This window comes from Micrococcus sp. FDAARGOS_333, from assembly GCF_002206575.2.
GTDB classification, from domain to species: Bacteria; Actinomycetota; Actinomycetes; order Actinomycetales; family Micrococcaceae; genus Micrococcus; species Micrococcus lylae.
The window spans coordinates 1,038,037-1,061,104 of the sequence record NZ_NJFJ02000001.1 but is presented as its reverse complement, the minus strand read 5'-3'; the positions used below and the strand labels follow the sequence as shown (position 1 = coordinate 1,061,104).

The window sequence follows — 23,068 nt, the reverse complement described above, 5'->3', positions numbered from 1 at the left end:
GGGGGCCGGACACCGGTAGGGCCGGCCCCGCCCGTGTCTGTCCGCCTGTGGCGTGGGCCATAGACTGGCGGGCATGACCGAGACCACTTCCACACCGCAGGACTCCGCCCGCCCGCTCTCCGCGATCGACGAGCGTGCCGACCGCTTCTACCGGGAGACCCTCGCCCTCCACCCGGAGGAGGCCACCAGCCTCGGCCTGCCCGGACACGAGACCGAGTACGGCGACTACTCCCCCGCCGGCGCCGAGCGCGAGGACGAGCTGAACCGTCAGCTGCTCGAGGACATCGCCTCCATGGAGCCGGTGGACGACGTGGACCGCGTGACCAAGGCCGCCCTGCAGGAGCGCGTCGGCCTGTACCGCGAGATCCATGCGACCGGCCGCACCGAGCTGAACAACATCGCCTCCCCCGCCCAGGGCATCCGCGCGATCTTCGACCTGATGCCGACGGACACCGCCGAGCAGTGGGAGCACATCGCCGGCCGCCTGGCGAACCTGCCCGCCGCTCTGCAGGGCTACACCGAGTCCCTGCTCGCCTCCCGCGACCGCGGCCAGGTGGCCGCCGTGCGCCAGGTGGACATCGTGATCGAGCAGGCCCGCGCCCACGGCGAGGGTGAGGGCTTCTTCCCCGGCCTGATCGCCCGCGCCGCCGCGGCCGAGGTGGTGGACGAGGAGCTCGCCGCCCGCATCCAGGTGAACGCCGAGGCCGCCGCCCAGGCCTATCGCGACTTCGCCCAGACCCTGGAGACCGAGCTGCGCCCCCATGCCCCGGAGCACGACGCCGTGGGCCGCGAGCTGTACTCCCTCGGCTCGCGCATGTTCCTCGGCGCCGAGGTGGACCTGGAGGAGACCTACCGCTGGGGCCAGGAGGAGCTCGCCCGGATCATCGCCGAGCAGGAGGCCATCGCCGAGCAGCTCGAGCCCGGCGCCTCCGTGGAGCGCGCCCGCGAGATCCTGGACGCGGACCCGGAACGCAGGCTCAAGGGCACCGAGGCGCTGCGTGCATGGATGCAGGACCTGTCCGACCGGGCCATCGAGGCCATGAAGGAGCACTTCGAGATCCCGGCCCCCATGGACCGGGTCGAGTGCATGATCGCCCCCACCCAGGAAGGCGGCATCTACTACACCGGCCCGTCCGAGGACTTCTCCCGCCCGGGCCGCATGTGGTGGTCCGTCCCCGCCGGCGAGGACGAGTTCACCACCTGGGCCGAGACCACCACCGTGTACCACGAGGGCGTCCCGGGCCATCACCTGCAGATCGCCACCGCCATGATGAACCGCGGCGAGCTCAACGACTGGCGCCGCAACGCCTGCTGGACCTCCGGCCACGGCGAAGGCTGGGCGCTGTACTCCGAGAAGCTCATGGACGAGCTGGGCTTCCTGGCCGACCCGGGCGACCGCCTGGGCATGCTGGACATGCAGCGCATGCGCGCGGCCCGCGTGGTGTTCGACATCGGCTACCACTGCGGCTTCGAGGCTCCCGAGTCCGAGGGCGGCGGCGAGTGGGACCCGGAGAAGGGCTACGCGTTCCTGGCCAAGCACCTGATCATCTCCGAGGGCCAGCGCCGCTTCGAGTTCACCCGCTACCTCGGGTGGCCGGGCCAGGCACCGGCCTACAAGGTCGGCCAGCGCATCTGGGAGCAGATCCGCGCCGAGCACGAGCAGCGCGAGGGCGAGGACTTCGATCTCAAGACCTTCCACACCCGCGCGCTCAAGCTCGGCGGCATGGGGCTGGACACCCTGCGCGAGGCGCTGGCATGACCGACGCACCGGAGCTCGTGCTCGGCTCGGCCTCGCCGGGCCGAGCCGAGATCCTCACCCGGGCCCGCGTGCCGTTCCGCACCCTCGTCTCCCACGTGGACGAGGCGGCCGTCGGCGCCCGGGCCTCCGGCGCGTCCCCGGCGCAGCTCGCCCTGCTGCTGGCCGAGGCCAAGGGACAGAACGTGGCCGCGCAGGTCGCCGAGGCCGGCGTGGAGCGGCCGACCCTGGTGGTCGGCTGCGACTCCGTGTTCGAGATGGACGGCGTCGCCTACGGCAAGCCGTACGAGCCGGAGGTGGCGGTGGAGCGCTGGCGGCTGCAGCAGGGCCGCGCGGGCGTGCTGCACACCGGGCAGTGGGTGGGACTGGTGCAGCCGGACGGCACGTTGCGGTCAACCTCCGCGCAGGTGTCCGCTGTGGTGAGGTTCGCCGCCGCCGACGAACGGACCATCGCAGCCTATGTGGCCACCGGAGAACCACTCCGGTGCGCCGGCGCCTTCACCGTCGACGGCGCAGGTGCCGCACTGGTCGACTCCGTGGACGGTGACCCCAACGCGGTGGTCGGCCTGTCCGTGTCCACGCTGCGGACGCAGTGCGAGGAGCTGGGCGTCCCCTTCACCGTTTTGTGGGATTCCTCCAACTCCGAGCACTGACAGCGCGGGATCGGCGCCGAGAACTGTAGGTTTCCGACGTCTCGCGGCTAGGGTGCCCGAGTGGGCGACGCCCGGTCCGACGCACATCATGCGCTCGGACGGTGCGGGCGCCCGAGTAGACCTGCCACCGTGAGGAGACTGACGCGCATGACTTCCGCCGCCGCACACGAGAGCCCTGAGACCGACGCCCCGCCCCGTCGCTTCTCCCGGGTCCTCGTGGCCAACCGCGGGGAGATCGCCGTCCGCGTGATCCGCGCCTGCCAGGACGAGGGGCTGACCTCCGTGGCCGTCTACGCCGAGCCGGACCGGGACGCCATGCACGTGCGACTGGCGGACGAGGCCGTGGCCCTCGGTGGCCAGACCGCGGCGGACTCCTATCTGCTGATCGACAAGATCATGGACGCCGCCGAACGCTCCGGCGCAGACGCCGTCCACCCCGGCTACGGCTTCCTCTCCGAGAACGCCGACTTCGCGCGCGCCGTGGAGGGCGCGGGCCTGGTCTGGATCGGCCCGCCCCCGGCGGCCATCGAGGCCCTGGGGGACAAGGTCTCGGCCCGCCGCATCGCCACCGCCGTGGGCGCCCCGCTCGCCCCGGGCACCACCGAGCCGGTCTCCGGCACCGCCGAGGTGCTGGAGTTCGCCGACGAGCACGGCCTCCCGCTGGCCGTCAAGGCCGCCCACGGTGGCGGCGGCCGCGGGATCAAGGTGGCCCGCACCCGCGAGGAGATCCCCGAGCTGTACGACTCCGCCGTCCGCGAGGCGATCTCCGCCTTCGGCCGCGGCGAGTGCTTTGTGGAGCGGTTCCTGGACCGGCCGCGCCACGTGGAGACCCAGTGCCTCGCGGACGAGCACGGCGACGTGGTGGTGGTCTCCACACGCGACTGCTCCCTGCAGCGCCGCAACCAGAAGCTCGTGGAGGAGGCCCCGGCGCCGTTCCTGTCCGACGAGCAGAACGCCCGTCTCGTGGAGTCCTCCAAGGCCATCCTGAAGGAGGCCGGCTACGTGGGCGCCGGCACCTGCGAGTTCCTGGTGGGCGCGGACGGCACCCTGTCCTTCCTCGAGGTGAACACCCGCCTGCAGGTGGAGCACCCGGTCTCCGAGGAGGTCACCGGCATCGACCTGGTCCGCGAGCAGTTCCGCCTCGCCCGCGGCGAAGCCCTCGGCTACACGGACCCGCAGGTCCACGGCCACTCCTTCGAATTCCGCATCAACGGCGAGGACCCGGGCCGCGGCTTCCTCCCCGCCCCGGGACGGCTGACCCGCTTCCGCCTTCCCGCCGGCCCTGGCGTCCGTGTGGACACCGGCATCACCGAGGGCGAGACCGTCTCCGGCGCGTTCGACTCGATGGTGGCCAAGGTGATCGTCACCGGCGCCACCCGCCTGCAGGCCCTCCAGCGCGCCGCGCGTGCCCTGGAGGAGATGGAGATCGCCGGCATGCCGTCCGTGCTGCCGTTCCACCGTGCCGTGGTGAAGGACCCGGCCTTCGCGCCAGAGCTCACCGCCGGCGCCGAGGAGCCGTCCGGCTTCGACGTGCACACCCGCTGGATCGAGACCGACTTCACTGCGCAGCTCGCCCCCTTCGGCGGCGATGCTCAGGCCCCGCACGAGCCGGAGAGCCGCCACACCGTCACCGTGGAGGTCAACGGCAAGCGCGTGGAGGTGACCCTGCCGACCTTCGCCACCGCCCTGCACACCGTGCAGGACGCCGCCCAGCGCGCCGGCGGCCGCCGCCGTCCGCGCGGTGCCCGCCGCGGCTCCGGAGGCGGTGCCGCCGCCTCGTCGAACGCACTGACCGCCCCGATGCAGGGCACCATCGTCAAGGTGGCCGTGGAAGAGGGCCAGCAGGTCAGTGAGGGCGACCTGGTCGTGGTCATGGAGGCCATGAAGATGGAACAGCCGCTCACGGCCCACAGGGACGGCGTGGTCAAGGGCCTTGCCGTGAACGCGGGCGACTCCGTCTCCGCAGGCACCGCGATCGTCACCATCGAGGACGCGGAGTGAGCCTCCCGGAATCGGGCTGACAGCGTGGCCGGTCCCGAGGCCGGCCGGCGAGCACGGACGACGCCCCGGCGCATCAGCGCCGGGGCGTCGTCATGGACATCCCCGTCCCGCATGCTGGACAATCCGGCGGCCGACAGACAGGATGCTCGACGACGGTCCTACGGTGACCATCGTCCCACTCGCCTGAGCCGCCGATCCCGACGGCCCGAACCGCCAGGAGATCCCATGTCCTCCGTCTCCCCCGGCCCCTCCCCGGACGGCTCTGCAGCGGCCATCAGCGCTGCAGACGAGGTGCCCCGCTCCCGCGTGGTCACCGCGTCGCTGATCGGCACCTCGATCGAGTTCTACGACTTCTACATCTATGCCACGGCGGCCGTCTCGGTCTTCCCGCTGATCTTCTTCTCCGGCGCCGATGACACGGCGAAGCTGCTCGCCTCGATGGCGACCTTCGGCGTGGCCTTCATCGCCCGCCCGCTCGGCGCGGTGGTGTTCGGGCATCTGGGCGACCGCGTGGGCCGCAAGACCACCCTGATCGGCTCGCTGCTGACCATGGGCATCGCGACCTTCCTGATCGGGCTGCTGCCGACGTACCAGCAGATCGGCCTCTGGGCGCCTGCCATGCTGACCATCCTGCGCTTCTTCCAGGGCCTCGGCCTGGGCGGCGAGTGGTCCGGTGCGGCCCTGCTCGCCACCGAGTACGCCAAGGAGGGCAAGCGGGCCTGGGCCGCCATGTGGCCGCAGCTGGGCGCTCCCATCGGCTTCTTCCTCGCCAACGGCCTGTTCCTGCTGCTCGTGCTGGGCTTCGACCACGACTCCACCAACCCGGAGATGGACGGCGTGTTCCTCACCTGGGTGTGGCGTGTGCCGTTCCTGCTGTCCCTCGTGATGGTGCTGGTGGGCCTCTACGTCCGCGTGAAGCTGGAGGAGACCCCGGTCTTCCAGCGTGCCCTGGCCAACGACCAGCGCGTCTCCGCCCCGCTGGGCGAGGTCTTCCGCCGCAACTGGTGGGAGCTGATCCTCGGCACCTTCGTCATGTACGCCACCTACGTGCTCTTCTACATCATGACCACGTGGATCCTGTCCTACGCGATCGGCAAGACCGGCGACGGCTTCCTCGGCGTCCCCTACGCAGAGTTCCTGGTCCTGCAGTTGGTCGGCATCGTGTTCTTCGCAGCCTTCATCCCGGTCTCCGGCATGCTGGCCGACCGCTTCGGCCGCCGCCCGGTGCTGCTCATCGTGACCGGCCTGATGATCCTGTTCGGGCTGACCTTCGGCTGGTGGCTCAACCCGGAGACCATGGGCACCGGCGCGGACGTGGACGTGCCGCGCATGGTGATGTTCCTGGTGATCGGCATGATGCTGATGGGCCTGACCTTCGGCCCGATGTCCGCGGTCCTGCCCGAGCTGTACCCGACCAACACCCGGTACACCGGCTCGGGCATCGCCTACAACGTGTCCTCGATCCTCGGCGCCGCACTGACCCCGTTCATCGCCGCCTGGCTCGTGACCACCTTCGACGTGGCCTACGTGGGCTACTACCTGGCCGCCGCCTCGCTGCTGACGCTCATCGCGCTCTTCCTGGCACCGGAGACCAAGCACGCCGACCTCCACGCGGTGACCTCGGCCCGGGAACGCCGCACCGCCCGCTGACCGACGCCTCCCTCCACGCAGAAGGGCCCCGGCAGGAACAGCTCCTGCCGGGGCCCTTCTGCGTGCGGGCTCAGAGGCGCACGTGCAGACGGCGCGCGGCCTCGGCCAGCGAGCCGGCCATGGACGGGTACACGGTGAACGTGTCCGCGAGGTCGTCCACGTGGAGCTTGTGGGTCACGGCGAGCGCGAGGGACCAGATGAGCTCGGAGGCGCGCGGGGCCACCACCACGCCGCCGATCACGGTGCCGGAGCCCTTGCGGGCGAAGACCTTCACGAAGCCCGCGGTGACGCCCTGCATCTTGGCGCGGGGGTTGGTGGAGAAGTCCAGCTTCACCACGTCCGCCTGATACTTGCCGGAGTCCACCTGGGCCTGGGTGACGCCCACGGTGGCGATCTCCGGGGAGGTGAAGATGTTGGACGCCACCAGGTGCGGGCGCAGGGGCTTCACGGCATCGCCCATCAGGTGCGCCACGGCGATGCGCCCCTGCATGGCGGCCACGGAGGCCAGGGCGAACACGCCGGTGCAGTCCCCGGCGGCGTAGATGGAGGGCACGGAGGTGCGGGAGACGCCGTCCACCTTGATGTGGCCGGACTCGGTGAGCTCCACACCGGCCTCCTCGAGGCCCAGGTCCGCGGTGTTCGGGATGCCGCCGACGGCGAACAGCACGTGGGAGCCGTCGATGTACGGGGTGTCCTTGGCGCCCTCGCCGGACAGGTGCACGCGCACGCCGTCCTCGGTGCGTTCGGCGCCCTCGGCACGGGAGCGGGCCACCACGTTCACGCCGTTGGACTCGAAGACGTGCTCGAGCAGCTCCGCGGCGTCCTGGTCCTCGCCGGGCAGCACGTGGTCGCGGGAGGAGACGAGGGTGACCTTCGCGCCGAGCAGGTCGTAGGCGGAGGCGAACTCGGCGCCGGTGACGCCGGAGCCCACCACGATCATGTGCTCCGGGACCTCCGCGAGCGAATACAGCTGCGTCCAGTTGAAGATGCGCTCCCCGTCCGGCTGGGCGGAGGGCAGCTCGCGCGGGCTGGCGCCCACGCACAGCAGGATCGCGTCCGAGGTGATGACCTCGGGCCCGCCGTCGGCGTCGTCATGGCGGCGGACCTCCACCTCGTGCGGTCCCACGACCTTGCCGGCGCCGTGGATGACGCGCACGCCGCGGCGCTCGAGCACCTGCTGGATGTCCTGGGACTGCTCGCCGGCGATCTCCAGGATGCGGCGGTCCACCTGGGTCATCACGGCGCGGGGTTCGGCGCCGGCGCCCAGGTCCACGCCGAGGTCCTGGGCGGTGCCCACGCGGCGCATGGAGTCTGCGGTGGCGATGAGGGTCTTGGAGGGCACCACGTCGGTGAGCACTGCGGAGCCGCCCATGCCCTTCCGCTCGATCACGGTGACGTTCGCGCCCAGCTTCGCGGCCACCATGGCGGCCTCGTATCCGCCGGGGCCTCCGCCGATGATGGTCAGGGACGGGGTGTAGGTGCTGTTCGAGGTGCTCACGGCGTCCATTGTGGCAGAGCACGCACCGGCGCCACAGTGGGCCGCCCGCCTAGACTGTCCTGCGTGAGAGACCAGAACGGAACCACCGCGCAGACCCCCGCCCTGCAGGGCGACCACCCCGGATTCGACGAGGCCCGTGCTGCGGCAGCCGTGATCGCCGAGGCGACCGGCGTGGCCGAGCACCGCATCGCCGTGGTCCTCGGCTCCGGCTGGGGCGGTGCCGCCGAGCTGATCGGCGAGACCGAGCACTCCGTCCCGCTGGCGGACGTCCCGGGCTTCCATGCTCCGAAGGTGCCGGGCCACAACGCGTCCATCCGCTCCGTGAAGCTGGCCGACGGCACCTCCGCCCTGGTGTTCGGCTCCCGCACCCACTTCTACGAGTCCCGCGACGCCCAGGCCGTGGCCCACACCGTGCGCACCGCCGCGGCGGCCGGCGCGAAGACCGTGATCCTCACCAACGGCTGCGGCGGCCTGAACCCGGAGATCGCCCCCGGCACTCCGGTGGTCATCGCAGACCACATCAACGTCACCGGCGCCACCCCGCTGGTCGGTGCCACCTTCGTGGACATGACGGACCTGTACTCCCCGCGCATCCGCCGGATCGCCAAGGAGATCGACCCGTCCCTGACCGAGGGGGTGTACGTGCAGTTCTCCGGCCCTCAGTACGAGACCCCCGCCGAGGTCCGCATGGCGAAGGTCCTCGGCGGCGACCTGGTGGGCATGTCCACCGCCCTGGACGCGATCGCCGCCCGCCACGCCGGCCTCGAGGTCTTCGGCATCTCCCTGGTGACCAACCTGGGCGCCGGCATCCAGGAGGAGCCGCTGTCGCACCAGGAGGTCGTGGAGGCCGGCCAGGCCGCCGGCCCGCGGATCTCGGCGCTGCTGGCGGACATCATCGGTCGCCTCTGACGTCGCTGACGGCTTCCCGACGACGGCGAGCGGCCGTCGTCGGCAATCCCGCCCTCTGCTCCCCTCTCCTCTGACACACCCCGAGGTTCCTCCCATGACCGCACCCCGTGACACCGCCGCACTGGACCCGCAGCTGCTCGAGCGCGCCCGCCGCTGGGCCCTCGAGGAGCCGAACGCCCAGCATGCCGCCACCCTGACCGCGGAGCTCGAGGCCGCCGAGGGCGGGGACGTGGCCGCCGCCGAGGCCGTGCGCTCCCGCTTCTCCGGTCCGCTGACCTTCGGCACCGCCGGCCTGCGCGCCGAGGAGGGTCCGGGCGAGTCCCGCATGAACCGGCTGGTGGTCCGCCGTGCCGCCGCGGGGATCGCCCGGTACCTGCAGGACACCCTCGGCGAGGACGAGGCACCGCCGTCCGTGGTGATCGGCTACGACGCCCGCCACGGCTCCGCGTCCTTCGCCCGCGACTCCGCCGGCGTGTTCACCGCCGCCGGCGCCCAGGTGACCCTGCTCCCCCGCCCGCTGCCGACCCCCGTGCTCGCCTTCCTGGTGCGCCACCTCAACGCCGACGCCGGCGTGATGGTCACCGCCAGCCACAACCCGCCCGCGGACAACGGCTACAAGGTGTACCTCGGCGGCCGCATGACCGACGCCGCCGGCCGCGGCGCGCAGATCGTCTCCCCGGCGGACGGGGAGATCGCCGCGCGCATCGGCCACGAGGCCTGGTTCGCGGACATACCGATGGCGAACTCCGGCTGGGACGTCGCGGACGAGGAGCTCGTTGAAGCGTACTCCGAGGCCGCACTCGGCGTGCTGGGCGAGGACCGCCGCGAGGCCACCGGCCGGGACGCGCTGACGATCGTCTACACCCCGTTGCACGGGGTGGGCGCAGCGGTGCTGCCCGGGCTGCTGGAGCGCGCCGGCTTCACCGACGTCCACGTGGTGGCCCAGCAGGCCGAGCCGGACCCGGACTTCCCCACCGTGGCCTTCCCGAACCCGGAGGAGCCCGGCGCCCTGGACCTGTCCTTCGACGCCGCCGCAGAGCTCGGCGCGGACCTGGTGATCGCCAACGACCCGGACGCCGACCGCCTCGCCCTCGCCGCGGCCGAGGCGGACGGCACCTGGCGCATGCTCTCCGGGGACCAGGTCGGCGCCCTGCTCGGTGCGCACCTGCTGCCACGGCTGGAGGCCCTGGGCCGTTCGACCGCCTGCTCGATCGTCTCCTCCCCGCAGCTGTCCCGCCTGGCCGAGCACGCCGGCGTGCCCCACCACGCCACGCTGACCGGCTTCAAGTGGATCAGCCGCGCCCCACAGATCGGCTACGGCTACGAGGAGGCCCTGGGCTACTGCGTGGCCCCGGACCTGGTGCGGGACAAGGACGGCATGACCGCCGCCCTCGTGGCCGCGGACCTCGCCGCCGGGCTCAAGGCCGAGGGCCGCAGCGTGTGGGACGCCCTCGCGGACCTGGACGCCACCACCGGCGCCATGCCGTCCGCCCAGGTGTCCGTCCGCGTGGAGGATGTGCAGATCATCGCGGACGCCATGGCCCGCCTGCGCTCCGAGGGCATCGCCGAGCTCGCCGGGGACCCGGTGACCGCGTCCGTGGACCTCGCCGCCGGCTCGGAGGACCTGCCGCCCACCGACGGCCTGCTCTTCTCCACGGACACCGGCACCCGTGTGGTGATCCGTCCCTCCGGCACCGAGCCGAAGCTCAAGTGCTACCTCGGCACCACAGACGAGGACCCGCAGACCGCCCGCACGCGCCTCGCGGCCGTGCGGGACCAGATCGCCGCCCTCGTGGCCGGCTGACGTCCTGCCCGCGCCGAGACCGACCAGACCCGAACCGACCGAAAGGCAACGCCGACGATGACCACCGCAGACCTGACCTCCGCCGAGCTGGCCACGTACATCGACCACACCGCCCTGAAGGCCGAGACCTCCGCCGAGGACATCCGGCGCGTCGTGGCCGAGGCCCTGCAGGCGAACGTGAAGTCCGTGTGTGTGAACCCGCGCTGGGTGCCGACCGTGGCGCAGGCGCTGGAGGGCTCGGACGTGCTGACCTGCACCGTGATCGGCTTCCCGCTCGGCGCGAACTCCTCCGCCGTGAAGGCGTTCGAGGCCCGCCAGGCGATCGCCGACGGCGCGGACGAGGTGGACATGGTCATCGACGTGGCCGCCGCCCGTGCCGGCGACCGTCAGCGCCTGGTCGAGGACATCCGGGCCGTGGCCGAGGCCGCCCATGAGAACGGCGCCGCCGGGCAGGGCGGCGCACTGCTCAAGGTGATCGTGGAGACCGCCCTGCTGGACGAGGACGCGATCGTCCTGGCGTGCGAGGCCTCCGTGGAGGCGGGCGCGGACTTCGTGAAGACCTCCACCGGCTTCTCCACCGCCGGCGCGACCGCCGAGCACGTGGCCCTGATGCGCCGCACCGTGGGCCCGGAGATCGGCGTGAAGGCCTCCGGCGGCGTCCGCACCCGTGAGGACGCGCTGGCGATGATCGAGGCCGGCGCCACACGCATCGGCGCCTCCGCCACCCTTGATATCCTGGCTGGTGACTGACGCGTCCTCGCACCGTGCCGCGTCCATCTGACTGACGAAGGAGTATGTCGTGATCCGCAACGGCAAGCCCATTGACCACTCGAACGTCGGCGGGCTCTGGGGCAGCCTCGTCGCCTTCATCGTGAGCTTCGGCCTGTTCGTGGGCGTCTGCTATGCCATCGGCTTCTGGACCCTGGAGAACGTGTGGGTCCCGGGCATCGCGATCCTGGTCTGCGCCGTCCTCGCCTTCCTCATCCCGAAGCAGATCCTCGGCCGCAGCGACTCCGTGGACGAGGTCGCCATCCACACCCCGGCCTCCCATGCGGTCGAGCGCGGCCACTGAGCCAGCCCTGAACTGAGAGCTCCCGGCGGTCGATGACCTCGCGCGCCGCGACACCTGCACGGAGGGCGTCCACCCGGAACACCGGCGTGGACGCCCTCCGTCTTGTGTCCATCGCCGCCGTGGTGCTCGGCCACTCCTACCTCTCCAAGCTCGAGTTCAGCCAGTACCTCGAGATCTGGCGAATGCCGCTGTTCTTCTTCCTCAGCGGCTACTTCTGGACCCGGGGCCGGCCGTTCGTCCCGGACGTGCGCGGCCGTTGGAAGTCCCTGGCCGTCCCGTACCTGGTCTGGGCCGTGATCATGTCCGTGGCCGCCTGGCGCTGGAACCACCAGGACCCTGACCGGTTCTGGGAGCTCATGCGCAGCGGCTGGTACGGCGGTGCGGACCAGCATCCGCCGTGGTGGGCCTTCTGGTTCATCTCGGTCCTGTTCTTCACCACGGTGCTGCGCCGCTTCCTGGAACGCTTCCCCTCCTGGGTCGCCTGGGTGCTCAGCGGCGCCGGGCTCGCGGTCGCCTACACGACCTCGGACTCGTGGATCGCCAAGACCCCGCTGGGGATCGGCCTGGCCTTCCCCTGCCTGTTCTACCTGCTGGCCGGCGAGCTGTTCCGCCGCCGGATCGAGCCGAACGTGGTCCGGCACCGGTCCCTGACCGGCACCGTGCTGATCGGGCTCGGCCTGGCCGCTGTGGCGGTGGGCCTGGAGCCGCACAACATCAAGTTCGGCGGCTTCGGCACCCCGCTGCTGACCCCGCTGGTGGGCGTCATGATGGCCGCCGGCGCGGTGCTGGTGTTCGGCTCCTTCGTCAACCGTCTCCTGCGCCTGCTGGCCGAGCGCACCGGTGCCGGGCGGGTGGTGCGCTCGGCGATCTCCGCACTCGTGCGCACGGGGACCGTGGTGGTGCTGGTCCACGGCGAGGTGCTCATGGAGCTGATGGAGCTGGGCGTGACGGATCCGTTCCCCAAGTTCGTGTGCACCCTGCTGCTCAGCTGGGCCGTCGGTCTGGTGCTGCTCTGCACACCGCTGTCCCGGCTGCTGACGGGTGTGCCACGTCAGTTCCACCCGTTCCGCCGTCGCATCACGCGGGGCCCGGTCCCCACCGGGAGGGACTGACCCGCCATGGCCTCCCGCTTCCGCTTCTCCGCCGGCCGTGCCGCCCAGGGCCGGGCCCCGCATCCGGACCGTCGGACCGGCTTCTCCTTCGGCCGTGCCTCCCGGCAGGACACCGCCCTTCCCGACGACGGCCCCCTCCCCCGGCGTGACACCGTCCTGTTCGTGTGCACCGGCAATGTCTGCCGCTCCGCCTACGGCCACCACGTGTTCGAGACACTCCTGAGGGACCGCGTGGGTCCCGGGCTGGGGGGCCTGCAGGTGGCGAGCGCGGGCACGGGCATCAACCAGGCGCTGCAGCCGCCGGACCAGGTCCTGGGGCTCGCCGCGGCGCGGTGCCCGGAGGCTGTGGCCGCGCTGACGGCGCACCGGCCGACGGCACTGGACGAGGCCGCGGTGACCCACTCCGTGGTGGTTCTGGCGGCGACGGACCGTCACCTGGACGTGGTGCTGGACGAGCTGCCCTCGGCGGTGCAGAGGTGCTTCACCATGCTGGAGTTCGGGCGGCTGTGCGGCCGGGTGCTGGAGGCAGGGCTGGACGCCGGCTGCGGTGTCGAGGAGCTGGTGCGGCGCTGTGCCGGCCTGCGCGAGCGGCGGGGCGGCAGCGCTGAAGACCTGGCCGACCCGTTCCGGAGGTCGGATGCGGAGTACCAGCAGATGGCGGAGCAGCTGCAGCCGGCCCTGGAGTCCATGGCCGAGGCGGCGGCCCGGGCCGTCAGCGCGTGAACCTCTCGAAGCGCTGCTCGGCTGAGTGGAGGACTCTGTCCCGATGCCGCAGCTCGATCGCCTCTGCCTCGGGTGCCTTCTTCTCCTCCACGTAGAGGACGGCCCCGGCGGCGAGGACGAGCATGCCGGTGATGGAGATGAACACCTCGCCCAGCTGCTGGGCGGTCACGAAGATCACCATGGTGGCGGCCTCCACCGCGATGCGTGAGGGCGTGCGCACCTGGGTGTTGAAGAGTCGGAGGCCGAAGACGAGGTAGGCGCTCAGCACGGCGGCCGCCATGACCAGGCCGCCTTCCACCCAGAGGCCGGCATAGGAGTCGTGGAAGAACCACTGCTGCCGGTCGAAGGCGACGAAGGCCTCGGTGAGGCCCTGCCCGTACCACGGAGTCTCCGCCACCTTCACCTGGGTCGCCTCCTGGATGTTCGAACGGAGCCAGTCGGTGCCCGTGCGGTCCGCGAAGATGCCGATGCGCGCCAGGTTCTCCTCGGCGTAGGACACCGCCCACGCCATCAGGCCCAGGACGCAGACGCGCCAGAACCACCCCAGGCGGGGCGTCACCAGCATCCAGACGACGGCGCAGACGTAGGCCGCCATGGAGGTGCGGGATCCGGTGAGGAACAGCGGGACCGCGCCCGCCGCCAGAACGGCCGCCTTGGCCTTCCGTGAGCGCAGTGTGGCCACCAGGAGGACCGGGACCGCCGCATAGAGGAGTCCGGAGACGTTCTTGTCGTCCACCAGTCCGGTGAGGTACGCGCCGTAGGGGGCAGGAACCAGGCCGAGGTAGAACAGGGGGACGTTCACGGCAAGAGCGGCCGCGGCCCCCCAGATGAGGGCCCTCACCTCCACGCGTTCGGAGGCGCAGGCGCCCACCAGCATGGACAGGGCTGTGATCCTGACCAGGCGCCGCACCCAGTCGTAGTCGCCGATGCCGTTGTAGAGAGAGGTGAGGGCCAGGAAGACGAGGACGAGAACGGTGACCAGAGTCGCGGCTCCGAGCACCGAGGCATCGCGCTTCGGCCTGCGGAGGAAGGCGAGCATCACCAGAAGGACCGCAACGGCTTCGCCCGTGGGCAGTCCCACCGGACCGGGAAGGGGCAGTCCCAGGGTGACCACCAGGCCGGCACCGAGGAGGAGGTCCAGGGCTCCGAGCCTGGCGCTGCCCTGGAGCGGACCCGGCGGGGTGCGCGCCCACGGCATCTGGCCGAGGTCTCGCCCCTGGCGCTCCTCGGCACGGCGGGCCTGGACGGCGGCCCAGCGAGGGTCGTTCGCGGCCATGCCGGCAGACCGACTGCTCATGAGGCCCCTCCTTGCCCGGTTCTCGCCCTCCCGGCCGGGGAGGACGCCATCGACTGCCAGCGTACCGTGAGCACCCCGCTTTCCTGTGTGTCTTCTTGGTAGGCTGACGTCGTCGTTCTCACACTTCAACCGGGGGTCTCATGAACATCGTCGATGTCCTGCGCGTGCTGCGCAACAACCGCTGGGTGATCCTGGCGTGCGTCGCCCTCGGCACGCTTCTCGGCGTCGCCTACTCGCTGCTCCAGCCGGTCCTCTACACCGCGACGTCCACGGGCCTGGTCGTCGTCCAGGGAGAGGCGACGCTCTCCGGCACCGAGACCGCGCAGACCCGCGCCAAATCCTACGTTCCGCTCATCAACAGCCGCACGGTCCGGGAGAAGGTCGCCGACACCACGGGCACCGACCCTGCGGCCGCCCAGCTGAAGGGCGCCGTCGTGCCGGACTCCAACCTCATCCAGGTGACCGGCACCTCCAGCTCACCGGAGGAAGCCGCGCGCATCGCCAACTCGGCCCTGGTCGCCACCGCCGAAGTCGCGAACGACCTGGACCCTGAATCCAATGTCAGGGTGACCGCCATGGAGGACGCCCTTCCGCCGGGATCCCCCTCCAGCCCCGACTACCTCCGCAATGCCCTCTACGGCCTCGGCGCCGGGGTCGTCGTCGGCGTCGCCATCGCCTTCCTGCGCCGCGTGCTGGACGTGAACGTGCGCACCACCAAGGACGCCCAGGAGGCCGCCGGCACCGGTCTGCTCGGCGCCGTGCCGCGGGAGAAGTCGCTGGACACCGGCAAGGACGGCGCCCACAACGAGCTGGCGCCGCGCGCGGCCGAGGCCATCCGCCAGCTGCGCACCAACCTGCGCTTCGTCGGCGTGGACAACCCGCCGCGCTCGATCGCCTTCACCTCGTCGAATCCCGGTGAGGGCAAGTCCACCGTCCTGTCCAACCTGGCCCTGGCCATCGCCGCCTCCGGCCGCAACGTGGTCCTCATCGACGCCGACCTGCGCCGCCCCCGCCAGGCGACGCTGTTCGGCGTCAGCAACCGCGTGGGCCTCTCCGAGGTCCTCGTGGGCGAGGCCGAGCTGGACGATGCCATCCGCGAGGTCGGCGAGCACGGCCTGCTCTTCCTCCCCTCCGGCCGCACTCCTCCCAACCCGTCCGAGCAGCTCGGCTCGGACCGCATGCGCGAGCTCATCGCCGAGCTCTCCAAGACACATCTGGTGCTCATCGACGCGCCGCCGGTCCTGCCGGTCACCGACTCGACGCTGCTGGCGACCGCCGTCGACGGCACCGTCCTGGTGGTCCACCATGGCAAGACACGCAAGGACCACCTCGAGGTGGCCCGCGACATGCTGGGAACCGTGAATGCCACCGTCCTCGGAGTCGTCGTCAACGGCGTGCCGTCCTCCGGTCTCGGCTCCGACTACTACGGCGGTGGCTACGCAGCCACCGGCGACGCCTACGACAAGTACTACGATGCCCCGAACAAGGCGGCGAAGAACACGCCGGAGGAGACCATATCGGCCTGAGGGCCAGAGCGACTACATCACAAAGGGGCGGCACCCGCAGAGGCGGTGCCGCCCCTTCTTCCCTCGTGCAGGACAGAGCACTGCCTGTGAGTGCCCTCCGCCATCACGAATGGGCGCCGTTCTTCTGCAGACGCCACGAGGGCCCTGTGCGATGTGCACAGGGCCCTCGTGGCGCGTCGAGACTGGATCAGCACTTCGGCGGGGTATCGCCGAAGCAGACCTCCTCGTTGCGGACGGAGTCGCACTCCTCACCCTCGGGCCACTCGCCGGTGACGAGCTCCACGTTGATGGTGGAGTGGATGCAACCGGACTCGTTGGCGGAGTTGCCGGCGCGGTCGACGACGTACCACAGCTCGAGGGACTTGCCCTGGCCGAGGACGAGCCTCTCGTCCTCCAGGGAGATCTCCTTGCCGCCGTTGCACGGGTCGCCGTCGAAGAACTTGACGCCGCCGGCGTCGACACGGCCCTTCTTGTCGAACTGGACGTAGGCGGTGCCCGGGATGACGCGGACGGCCTGGTCCGTATTGTTGGTGATGATCAGCGGGAAGCCGTAGCCGTGCTTGGTGCCCGCGCTGGAGTTGCCCGGGTACTTGACGGCCTCACCGGTCACGGAGGTGGACGGGCACTTCGGGGACACGGCGAAGGCAGGCGCGGCGGAAGCCACGGCGACAGCCGGGACGGACCAGGCCATGCCGGCGGCCACCTTGCGGCGGGAAATGGTCTTGCGGTCAGTGGTCATGGCTCACCTCATCAGAGCGCGTGGATGTCAGGGTCTCCACGACGAAAGGAAGATTCAGTTCTGCGCGAGAGCCCACATCACCCCGGGCCGCTCCCCATCGACCGGAAGAGCATCGGCCATGCACAGCCTTTGCGAAGTCAATCATACCCATCACATCGCGCCACCTCAACCCCTTCTCTGTCTGCAATGTGAACTCCCTGGAAACACCCGGTGCCACGGACGCGATGACGGGCTGAGACGAACGTCGACAGTCACAGAGCCCCGGCCCCGGGCCGCCCGCCCAGAGCGGGAGCATCGACCGGCCTCCCACTATCCTGGGGGCGTCACCTGCTGTCCCCGCTGAGGAGCGTCCCTGTGGTCCCGTTGCGCGCTCGCCTGCTCCTGGCACATGCCACCCTCACCCATGCTCTGGCCGACGCAGGCATCCGTGCACTCCACATCAAGGGATACGCCGCCCTGGACGGCGCGTATGTCCCCGAGCGCTCCAGCACCGACGTGGACCTCCTCGTCCATCCGGACGACGCACCGCAGACCCTGCGAGTCCTCGCGCAGCAGGGCTGGCCGCTGGTCACCGACTTCTCCGAGGGGTCGATCTTCATGCATGCGGCGACGCTGAGACATGTCCAGCTCGGCTACGTGGACGTCCATCGCCTGTTCCCCGGCATCGGCATCGACCCCGCCGAGGCGTTCGAACGACTGTGGGCCGCTCGGGTCGAGCGGATGCGTGCCGGACGTCCCCTTCCGGTGGTCGACCTGCAGCACCAGAGGCTGTTGATCATCCTGCACGCCGCCCGCGACGTCTCCCGACGCCGCTTGGACGTCTCCCACATCCGCAGGACCGTCTCCGAGGACGCGTGGGAGAGCCTGCGCAGGCTGGCCGTCGCCTTCCGGGCCCAGGCCGCCTGGGAGGCGGCGACTGACGAAACGCTTGCCGGGGCCGCGCCCCGCCAGACGGCGCTCTTCCGCGCCATGAACTCCAACAAGACCGGACTCGAACTGTTCGGACACCGCTGGGCGGCCGCCGACGGCCTCGGCGCGAGGGCACGCCTGGTCAGGGACACCCTCGGTGTGAACCGGGCGCACCTGGCCATGGACCTCCGGCGAGAGGTCACCGCCGGCGACGTCCTTCGGTGGCAGTGGCGGCGCCTCCGCCAGGTCGCCACGTGGGGCGCCGCCAAGGTCCGCTCGACCGTTGCGACCAGGAAGGACCGCCCATGACCAGCGCTGAGCTGTGGACGGTCTCCCCGACCTGCGCGTGGGTGGAGATTCCCCAGGACAACGACGTCGTGGTGATGTCCTTCGCGGACCACCAGCCGCTCACCCTCTCCCCGGTCGGAGCGCTCATCTGGAGCGTGCTGGTGGAGGACCGGACGTCAGATGAGTCCATGCTCGATCCGCCGCTGACTCCGCTGTCCACCGGGCAGATCATCACCGAGGTGGCGGCACGCGTCTGTGAACAGCCCGAGACCGTGTCCGACGGCGTCACGGCCTTCCTCGAGCAGCTCGAGCGAGCGGGGATCCTCAGCCGGTCTGCTCCGGAGTGAAGATCGCCGTCAGCACCTGATCGGCCCACTCCAGCAGCGGGGCATCCGTCAGCTCTCGGCCGCCGACCGGCTTGGTCATGGGGCGCGGGATCAGCACGGCGTTCAGCGCCGGCTTGAACTGGGCGCCGCGGTACATGCGGGCCAGGCGCAGCCGACGGGACTCCGGCAGGTCCGCCGCCGGGCCGAACTTCACGTTCTTGCCGAGCATCATCACCTCGGTCACGCCCGCGGCACGGGCGCGGTTGCGGAACCGGGCGACCGCGATGAGCGCCTGGGCCGGAGCCGGAGGCTCTCCGTAGCGGTCCCGGAGCTCCTCGACGACGGCATCCACGGCGTCGTCGTCGTGCGCGGCGGCGAGGTTGCGGTACATCTCCAGGCGCAGCCTCTCCCCTGGCACGTAGTCGTGCGGCAGATGGGCGTTGACCGGCAGCTCGACCTTGACTTCGGCCGGCGAGGTGTCCTCCTCACCCTTGAAGTCGGCGACGGCCTCGCCGACCATGCGGAGGTAGAGGTCGAAGCCCACGCCGGCGATGTGACCGGACTGCTCGCCGCCCAGCAGGTTGCCGGCACCGCGCAGCTCGAGGTCCTTCATGGCCAGCTGCATGCCGGCACCGAGCTCGTTGTGGGTGGCCACGGCCTTGAGGCGCTCCAGCGCGACCTCTCCGAGAGGCTTGAGCGGGTCGTAGAGGAAGTAGGCGTAGGCGCGCTCGCGGCCACGGCCGACGCGGCCGCGGAGCTGGTGCAGCTGGGCCAGGCCGTAGCGGTGGGCGTCCTCGATGATCAGCGTGTTCGCGTTGGCGATGTCCAGGCCCGTCTCCACGATGGTGGTGGAGACCAGGACGTCGAACTTCTTCTCCCAGAAGTCCACCATGATCTGTTCGAGGCGGGATTCGCCCATCTTGCCGTGGGCCACGGCCACGCGGGCCTCGGGCACGAGCTCGGCGATGCGGCGGGCGACGCCGTCGATGCTGGTGACGCGGTTGTGGACGTAGAAGACCTGGCCTTCGCGCATCAGCTCGCGGCGGATGGCGGCGGTGACCTGCTGGTCCGTATAGGGGCCGACCGAGGTCAGCACGGGGTGCCGTTCCTCCGGTGCCGTCGCCAGGGTGGAGGTCTCTCGGATTCCGGTCAGGGACATCTCGAGGGTGCGTGGGATGGGCGTCGCTGACATGGCGAGCACGTCCACGTTGGTGCGCATCGTCTTCAGCGCCTCCTTGTGCTCCACGCCGAAGCGCTGTTCCTCGTCCACGATCACCAGGCCGAGGTCTTTGAACTGCACGCCCTGACCCAGCAGCCGGTGGGTGCCGACCACCACGTCCAGCTCTCCGGAGGCCAGGTCGTTGAGGACGTCCTTGGACTCCTTGGCCGTCTGGAAGCGCGAGAGCGCACCGACGCGCACCGGGAAGCCGGCGAAACGGTCGGAGAACGTCTGGTGGTGCTGGCGGGCCAGCAGCGTGGTGGGCACCAGCACGGCCACCTGCTTGCCGTCCTGCACGGCCTTGAAGGCGGCACGCACGGCGACCTCGGTCTTGCCGAAGCCGACGTCGCCGGAGACCAGCCGGTCCATGGGGACCACGGCCTCCATGTCCTTCTTGACCTCGTCGATGGTGGTGAGCTGGTCCGGCGTCTCGATGTAGGGGAACGCCTCCTCCAGCTCCTTCTGCCACGGGGTGTCCGGCCCGTAGGCATGGCCCTTGGACGCCATGCGGGCCGAGTACAGCCGGATCAGCTCCCCGGCGATCTGCTTGGTCGCCCGCTTGGCCTTGGACTTGGTGTTCGCCCAGTCCGAGCCGCCCATCTTGGACAGCGTGGGCGTCTCCGCGCCGACGTACTGGGAGATCAGGTCCAGCTGCTCGGTCGGCACGAACAGGCGGTCTCCCGGGGCACCGCGCTTGGAGGAGGCGTACTCGAGGACGAGGTACTCGCGGTAGGAGTCCTCGGCGGCGCCGCGCGCGGCCCCGGCGACCTTGCGGCGCTGCAGCTCGACGAACCTGGCGATGCCGTGCTGGGCGTGGACCACGAAGTCGCCCGGTGTCAGCGCCAGCGGGTCCACGGCGTTCCTGCGCTTGCGCGCCAGCTTCGCTCCGGCGGCCCGGGTGCCGGCGGTGCGCTGACGGCCGAAGAGGTCCTGCTCGGTGACCAGGGCCACCTTGGCCCCGGGGAGGGTGAAGCCCGTCCCCACGGCGGCCGCGCCCAGCAGCACCTGGCCCTGCGGCGGCTGGGCGGGGAGGGGGCCGTCGACGCTCGAGGCCGTCACACCGCCTTCGGAGGCGAGTTCGGCAAGACGTCGCGCCGATCCCGGTCCGTCCGTGAGCACGACGACGGACCAGCCGTCCTGCGTGCGCTCCTGCAGGGCCCCCACGAGGGCGGCGACGTCTCCGCCGAAGGTGCGCGGCACACCCATGCCGGCCCGCAGCGTGGAGGCCTCGGGCAGCAGCTCGTCGTCCGGGTTCAGTGCCGTGGTGGACCAGTGTCCCTGCCCGCGTTCCAGGGTCTCCTCGCGCAGCCGGGCCAGGGTGAGGAAGCCGCCGGCGTCCTCCTGGTCCGCAGAGGTGATGTCCACCGGGGCGGAGGCCCCGTGCGCGGCGCCGGCCCAGGCCGCATGGAGGAACTCCTCGTTGGTGGCCAGCAGGTCGTCCGCGCGGTGGCGGATGCGCTCGGGCTCGGCCAGGACCGTGAGCGAGCCGGCCGGGAGCATGGCCGGCAGGGAAGTCATGGACTCGGCCAGCAGCGGCGACAGGGACTCCATGCCTTCGACGGCGATGCCCTCGGCGATCCGGTCCAGCATGTCTGCGGCGGCAGGCATGCTCGGGCTGAGCGCGCGGGCCCTGTCCTGCACCGCCTCGGTGATCAGCAGCTCGCGGCACGGCGGTGCGTCCAGCACCGCCGGGTGGCCGGATCCGTCCGCCGAGGTGTCCTCCAGCGACCGCTGGTCCGCCACGGAGAACCAGCGCATCTGCTCGACCTCGTCGCCGAAGAACTCCACGCGCACCGGGTAGGCGGTGGTGGGCGGGAAGACGTCGATCAGCCCGCCGCGCACGGCGAACTCGCCGCGCTTGGAGACCATGTCCACGCGTGCGTAGGCGGCACCGGCCAGCGCGGCGACGACGCCGTCGAAGTCGGTCTCCTGCCCCACCTCCAGGTGCACGGGCGCCAGGTCTCCGAGCCCGGAGACGAGGGGCTGCAGTGCGGCCCGCACCGGGGCGATGACGACCCGCAGCGGGGCCGCCCCGTGCTCTCGCGGATGCGACAGCCGACGCAGCACCTCGAGGCGGACGCCCACGGTGTCCGAACGCGGCGAGAGCCGCTCGTGCGGCAGCGTCTCCCAGGACGGGAAGAGGGCCACCGACTCCGGGGCGGTCCATGCCGCCAGATCGCCGGCCAGGTCCTCGGCCTCGCGCGTGGTCGCCGTGACGACGAGAACGACGGCGTCGTCCCCGCCGGAGGCGGCCACCGAGTCGGCGAGGGACGCCAGCAGAGGTGCGCGGCCGCCGTCGGGAAGGCCGATCTGCAGGTCCGGGGTGCGGTCCCCCGGCCGGGCCGCGGAGTCCCGGGCCGCGGCGAGGGCCTCGTCCGTCAGGACGGTGGGCAACAGCGGGGCGAGAACCGGCGTCTCGGTCATGCGGTGGGCTCCTGGGCGGTCTCGTCGGTGGCGGGCTGCTGGAGATGTCCGGCCTCCGCCATGATCTCCCGGACCTCTTCGATGAGATCGATGACGTCGTCCGCGCCGGAGACCGGCCCCCCGGCCGTCAGGCCGTCGGTGCCGACCAGGACCGCGGACGGATACCGCTGCATGCCCAGGTCACGGACCGCGCTGCCGGCAGGATCGGTCAGGACGATGTCCCGGGGCACGACGCCCACACCGGCCGGAGCGGCGGCGTCGGTCTGGTGGATCGGCTTGAGGACTCGGAGCGCCACCGGACCGATCTGCGGGTCCATGTGCTCGATGTGGTCCATCACGCGGCGGCAGGACCCGCAGCCGGCGGACACGTGCAGCAGGAGCATCGACTGGCGTGCGGCCATGTCCTGCAGGCGTTCGAAGCCCCGGTCCGTGCCGAGGACGGCGTCGGGGATCGGATGGCGTGCGGGCTCGCCGTCGGTGTCGGCGTCAGCGTTCGGCTCGAGGGCCTGCGGGGCCTCGGCGGCCGGGGTCGGAGCACCCGGTCCGGCCGCGACGCCTGCCTCCTGCTCCAGCGGGGCGGTGTCCCGGCCGATCAGATAGGCGGCTGCCGCCAGCAGGGCGGTGACGAGGACTGACCAGCCCTGGAAGAACCCGGCCAGCGGCCACCAGGCGATGCGGACGCCCGTGACGGTGAGGGTGATGATCGCCTCGAACAGGCCGAGCAGTGCGAGCACCACGAGGATGATGTTGCGCAGGACGGTCCAGCCGGTGATGGGCCGGGCCGTGGGGCCGAAGCAGCCGCAGGAGACGCCCTTGTCCTTCGCCCGGACAACGAGCCAGGTGAAGGCGATGAACAGGACCGCCGCGACCAGCGCCGTCAGGGGCCGCAGGACGGTGAACGGCAGCAGCAGTGCGATGCCGAGCAGGACCTCCAGGAAGGGAAAGGCCTTCACCAGCGACGGGTGGGAGAGCGTCCCCGGCACGTCCAGGCGGGTGAACGTGGCGGCGGTCTCATGGGGGGCCTGGAGCTTGGCCAGACCGCTGGCGATCAGGATGACCGCGAGAGCCCAGAGTGCTGACATGGGGGTACCTTCCGGCCGGGGAGGGGCGCGGTCCGAGCAACGTCCCGGCGTGGGGCGACTGGTGCGGGCCGGGCCGACGG

At 71.4% G+C, this 23,068-nt stretch carries 18 protein-coding genes; 13 read left to right on the top strand and 5 right to left on the bottom strand.

The genetic code is table 11. The features are described 5' to 3' along the window. The first annotated feature begins 73 nt into the window (after positions 1 to 73). The 4 genes from CEQ11_RS04705 to CEQ11_RS04690 all read left to right on the top strand — a co-directional run bounded on the left by CEQ11_RS04705 (position 74) and on the right by CEQ11_RS04690 (position 6,060). On the top strand, positions 74 to 1,759 hold the full coding sequence (locus tag CEQ11_RS04705; RefSeq protein WP_088477914.1) for a DUF885 domain-containing protein: 1,686 nt from the start codon (positions 74 to 76) through the stop codon (positions 1,757 to 1,759). Then, positions 1,756 to 2,409: a nucleoside triphosphate pyrophosphatase gene (locus CEQ11_RS04700; RefSeq protein WP_088477913.1), complete on the top strand. Its 654-nt coding sequence runs from the start codon at positions 1,756 to 1,758 to the stop codon at positions 2,407 to 2,409. Before CEQ11_RS04705 ends, CEQ11_RS04700 begins: the two co-directional genes overlap by 4 nt. Positions 2,410 to 2,556: 147 nt before the next feature. Beyond that, a complete protein-coding gene (locus tag CEQ11_RS04695) occupies positions 2,557 to 4,410 on the top strand; it encodes a biotin carboxylase N-terminal domain-containing protein (protein ID WP_088477912.1) in 1,854 nt (617 codons plus the stop codon). A gap of 225 nt (positions 4,411 to 4,635) precedes the next feature. Continuing rightward, on the top strand, positions 4,636 to 6,060 hold the full coding sequence (locus CEQ11_RS04690) for an MFS transporter (RefSeq protein WP_088477911.1): 1,425 nt from the start codon (positions 4,636 to 4,638) through the stop codon (positions 6,058 to 6,060). A gap of 70 nt (positions 6,061 to 6,130) precedes the next feature. Here CEQ11_RS04690 and CEQ11_RS04685 read toward each other — a convergent pair whose 3' ends face one another. Continuing rightward, positions 6,131 to 7,567, bottom strand: a complete 1,437-nt coding sequence (locus tag CEQ11_RS04685; protein ID WP_180962222.1) for an NAD(P)H-quinone dehydrogenase — start codon at positions 7,565 to 7,567, stop codon at positions 6,131 to 6,133. A gap of 54 nt (positions 7,568 to 7,621) precedes the next feature. On the opposite strand from CEQ11_RS04685, the gene CEQ11_RS04680 reads away from it, so the two are divergent. From CEQ11_RS04680 to CEQ11_RS04655, 6 genes are all read left to right on the top strand, one after another. Then, complete coding sequence (locus tag CEQ11_RS04680) at positions 7,622 to 8,467, top strand: purine-nucleoside phosphorylase (RefSeq protein WP_088477909.1); 846 nt, start codon at positions 7,622 to 7,624, stop codon at positions 8,465 to 8,467. Positions 8,468 to 8,561: 94 nt separating this feature from the next. Beyond that, positions 8,562 to 10,271: a phospho-sugar mutase gene (locus CEQ11_RS04675; RefSeq protein ID WP_088477908.1), complete on the top strand. Its 1,710-nt coding sequence runs from the start codon at positions 8,562 to 8,564 to the stop codon at positions 10,269 to 10,271. 57 nt (positions 10,272 to 10,328) lie between these two features. Further along, positions 10,329 to 11,021, top strand: a complete 693-nt coding sequence (gene deoC, locus CEQ11_RS04670) for a deoxyribose-phosphate aldolase (RefSeq protein WP_088477907.1) — start codon at positions 10,329 to 10,331, stop codon at positions 11,019 to 11,021. Positions 11,022 to 11,070: 49 nt separating this feature from the next. Beyond that, on the top strand, positions 11,071 to 11,343 hold the full coding sequence (locus CEQ11_RS04665; protein ID WP_088477906.1) for a hypothetical protein: 273 nt from the start codon (positions 11,071 to 11,073) through the stop codon (positions 11,341 to 11,343). An 86-nt stretch (positions 11,344 to 11,429) separates the two neighbouring features. Beyond that, entirely contained in the window at positions 11,430 to 12,455 is a 1,026-nt protein-coding gene (locus CEQ11_RS04660; RefSeq protein WP_088477905.1) for an acyltransferase family protein, read from the top strand. 6 nt (positions 12,456 to 12,461) lie between these two features. Continuing rightward, complete coding sequence (locus tag CEQ11_RS04655) at positions 12,462 to 13,178, top strand: hypothetical protein (protein WP_102957487.1); 717 nt, start codon at positions 12,462 to 12,464, stop codon at positions 13,176 to 13,178. On the opposite strand, the gene CEQ11_RS04650 is transcribed toward CEQ11_RS04655, so the two are convergent. Further along, a complete protein-coding gene (locus CEQ11_RS04650; protein ID WP_127913462.1) occupies positions 13,168 to 14,475 on the bottom strand; it encodes an O-antigen ligase in 1,308 nt (435 codons plus the stop codon). The genes CEQ11_RS04655 and CEQ11_RS04650 overlap by 11 nt on opposite strands. 140 nt (positions 14,476 to 14,615) lie before the next feature. On the opposite strand from CEQ11_RS04650, the gene CEQ11_RS04645 reads away from it, so the two are divergent. Further along, a complete protein-coding gene (locus CEQ11_RS04645; RefSeq protein WP_088477902.1) occupies positions 14,616 to 16,001 on the top strand; it encodes a polysaccharide biosynthesis tyrosine autokinase in 1,386 nt (461 codons plus the stop codon). Positions 16,002 to 16,188: 187 nt separating this feature from the next. Here CEQ11_RS04645 and CEQ11_RS12695 read toward each other — a convergent pair whose 3' ends face one another. Beyond that, positions 16,189 to 16,740 (bottom strand): hypothetical protein, encoded by a 552-nt coding sequence (locus CEQ11_RS12695; RefSeq protein ID WP_088477901.1) that lies wholly within the window; start codon positions 16,738 to 16,740, stop codon positions 16,189 to 16,191. A gap of 354 nt (positions 16,741 to 17,094) precedes the next feature. Here CEQ11_RS12695 and CEQ11_RS04635 point away from each other — a divergent pair, with 354 nt between their 5' ends. Together CEQ11_RS04635 and CEQ11_RS04630 are read left to right on the top strand one after the other, a co-directional pair. Beyond that, positions 17,095 to 17,958 (top strand): nucleotidyltransferase family protein, encoded by an 864-nt coding sequence (locus CEQ11_RS04635; protein WP_227718743.1) that lies wholly within the window; start codon positions 17,095 to 17,097, stop codon positions 17,956 to 17,958. Next, entirely contained in the window at positions 17,955 to 18,284 is a 330-nt protein-coding gene (locus CEQ11_RS04630) for a PqqD family protein (protein ID WP_088477899.1), read from the top strand. The genes CEQ11_RS04635 and CEQ11_RS04630 overlap by 4 nt, the downstream gene beginning before the upstream one ends. On the opposite strand, the gene mfd is transcribed toward CEQ11_RS04630, so the two are convergent. Together mfd and CEQ11_RS04620 are read right to left on the bottom strand one after the other, a co-directional pair. Continuing rightward, positions 18,262 to 21,906, bottom strand: coding sequence for a transcription-repair coupling factor (mfd, locus tag CEQ11_RS04625; RefSeq protein ID WP_088477898.1), 3,645 nt, complete (start codon positions 21,904 to 21,906; stop codon positions 18,262 to 18,264). The two genes, CEQ11_RS04630 and mfd, sit on opposite strands and share 23 nt — an antisense overlap. After that, positions 21,903 to 22,988, bottom strand: a complete 1,086-nt coding sequence (locus tag CEQ11_RS04620; RefSeq protein ID WP_088477897.1) for a MauE/DoxX family redox-associated membrane protein — start codon at positions 22,986 to 22,988, stop codon at positions 21,903 to 21,905. The genes mfd and CEQ11_RS04620 overlap by 4 nt, the downstream gene beginning before the upstream one ends. Positions 22,989 to 23,068: the final 80 nt, after the last annotated feature.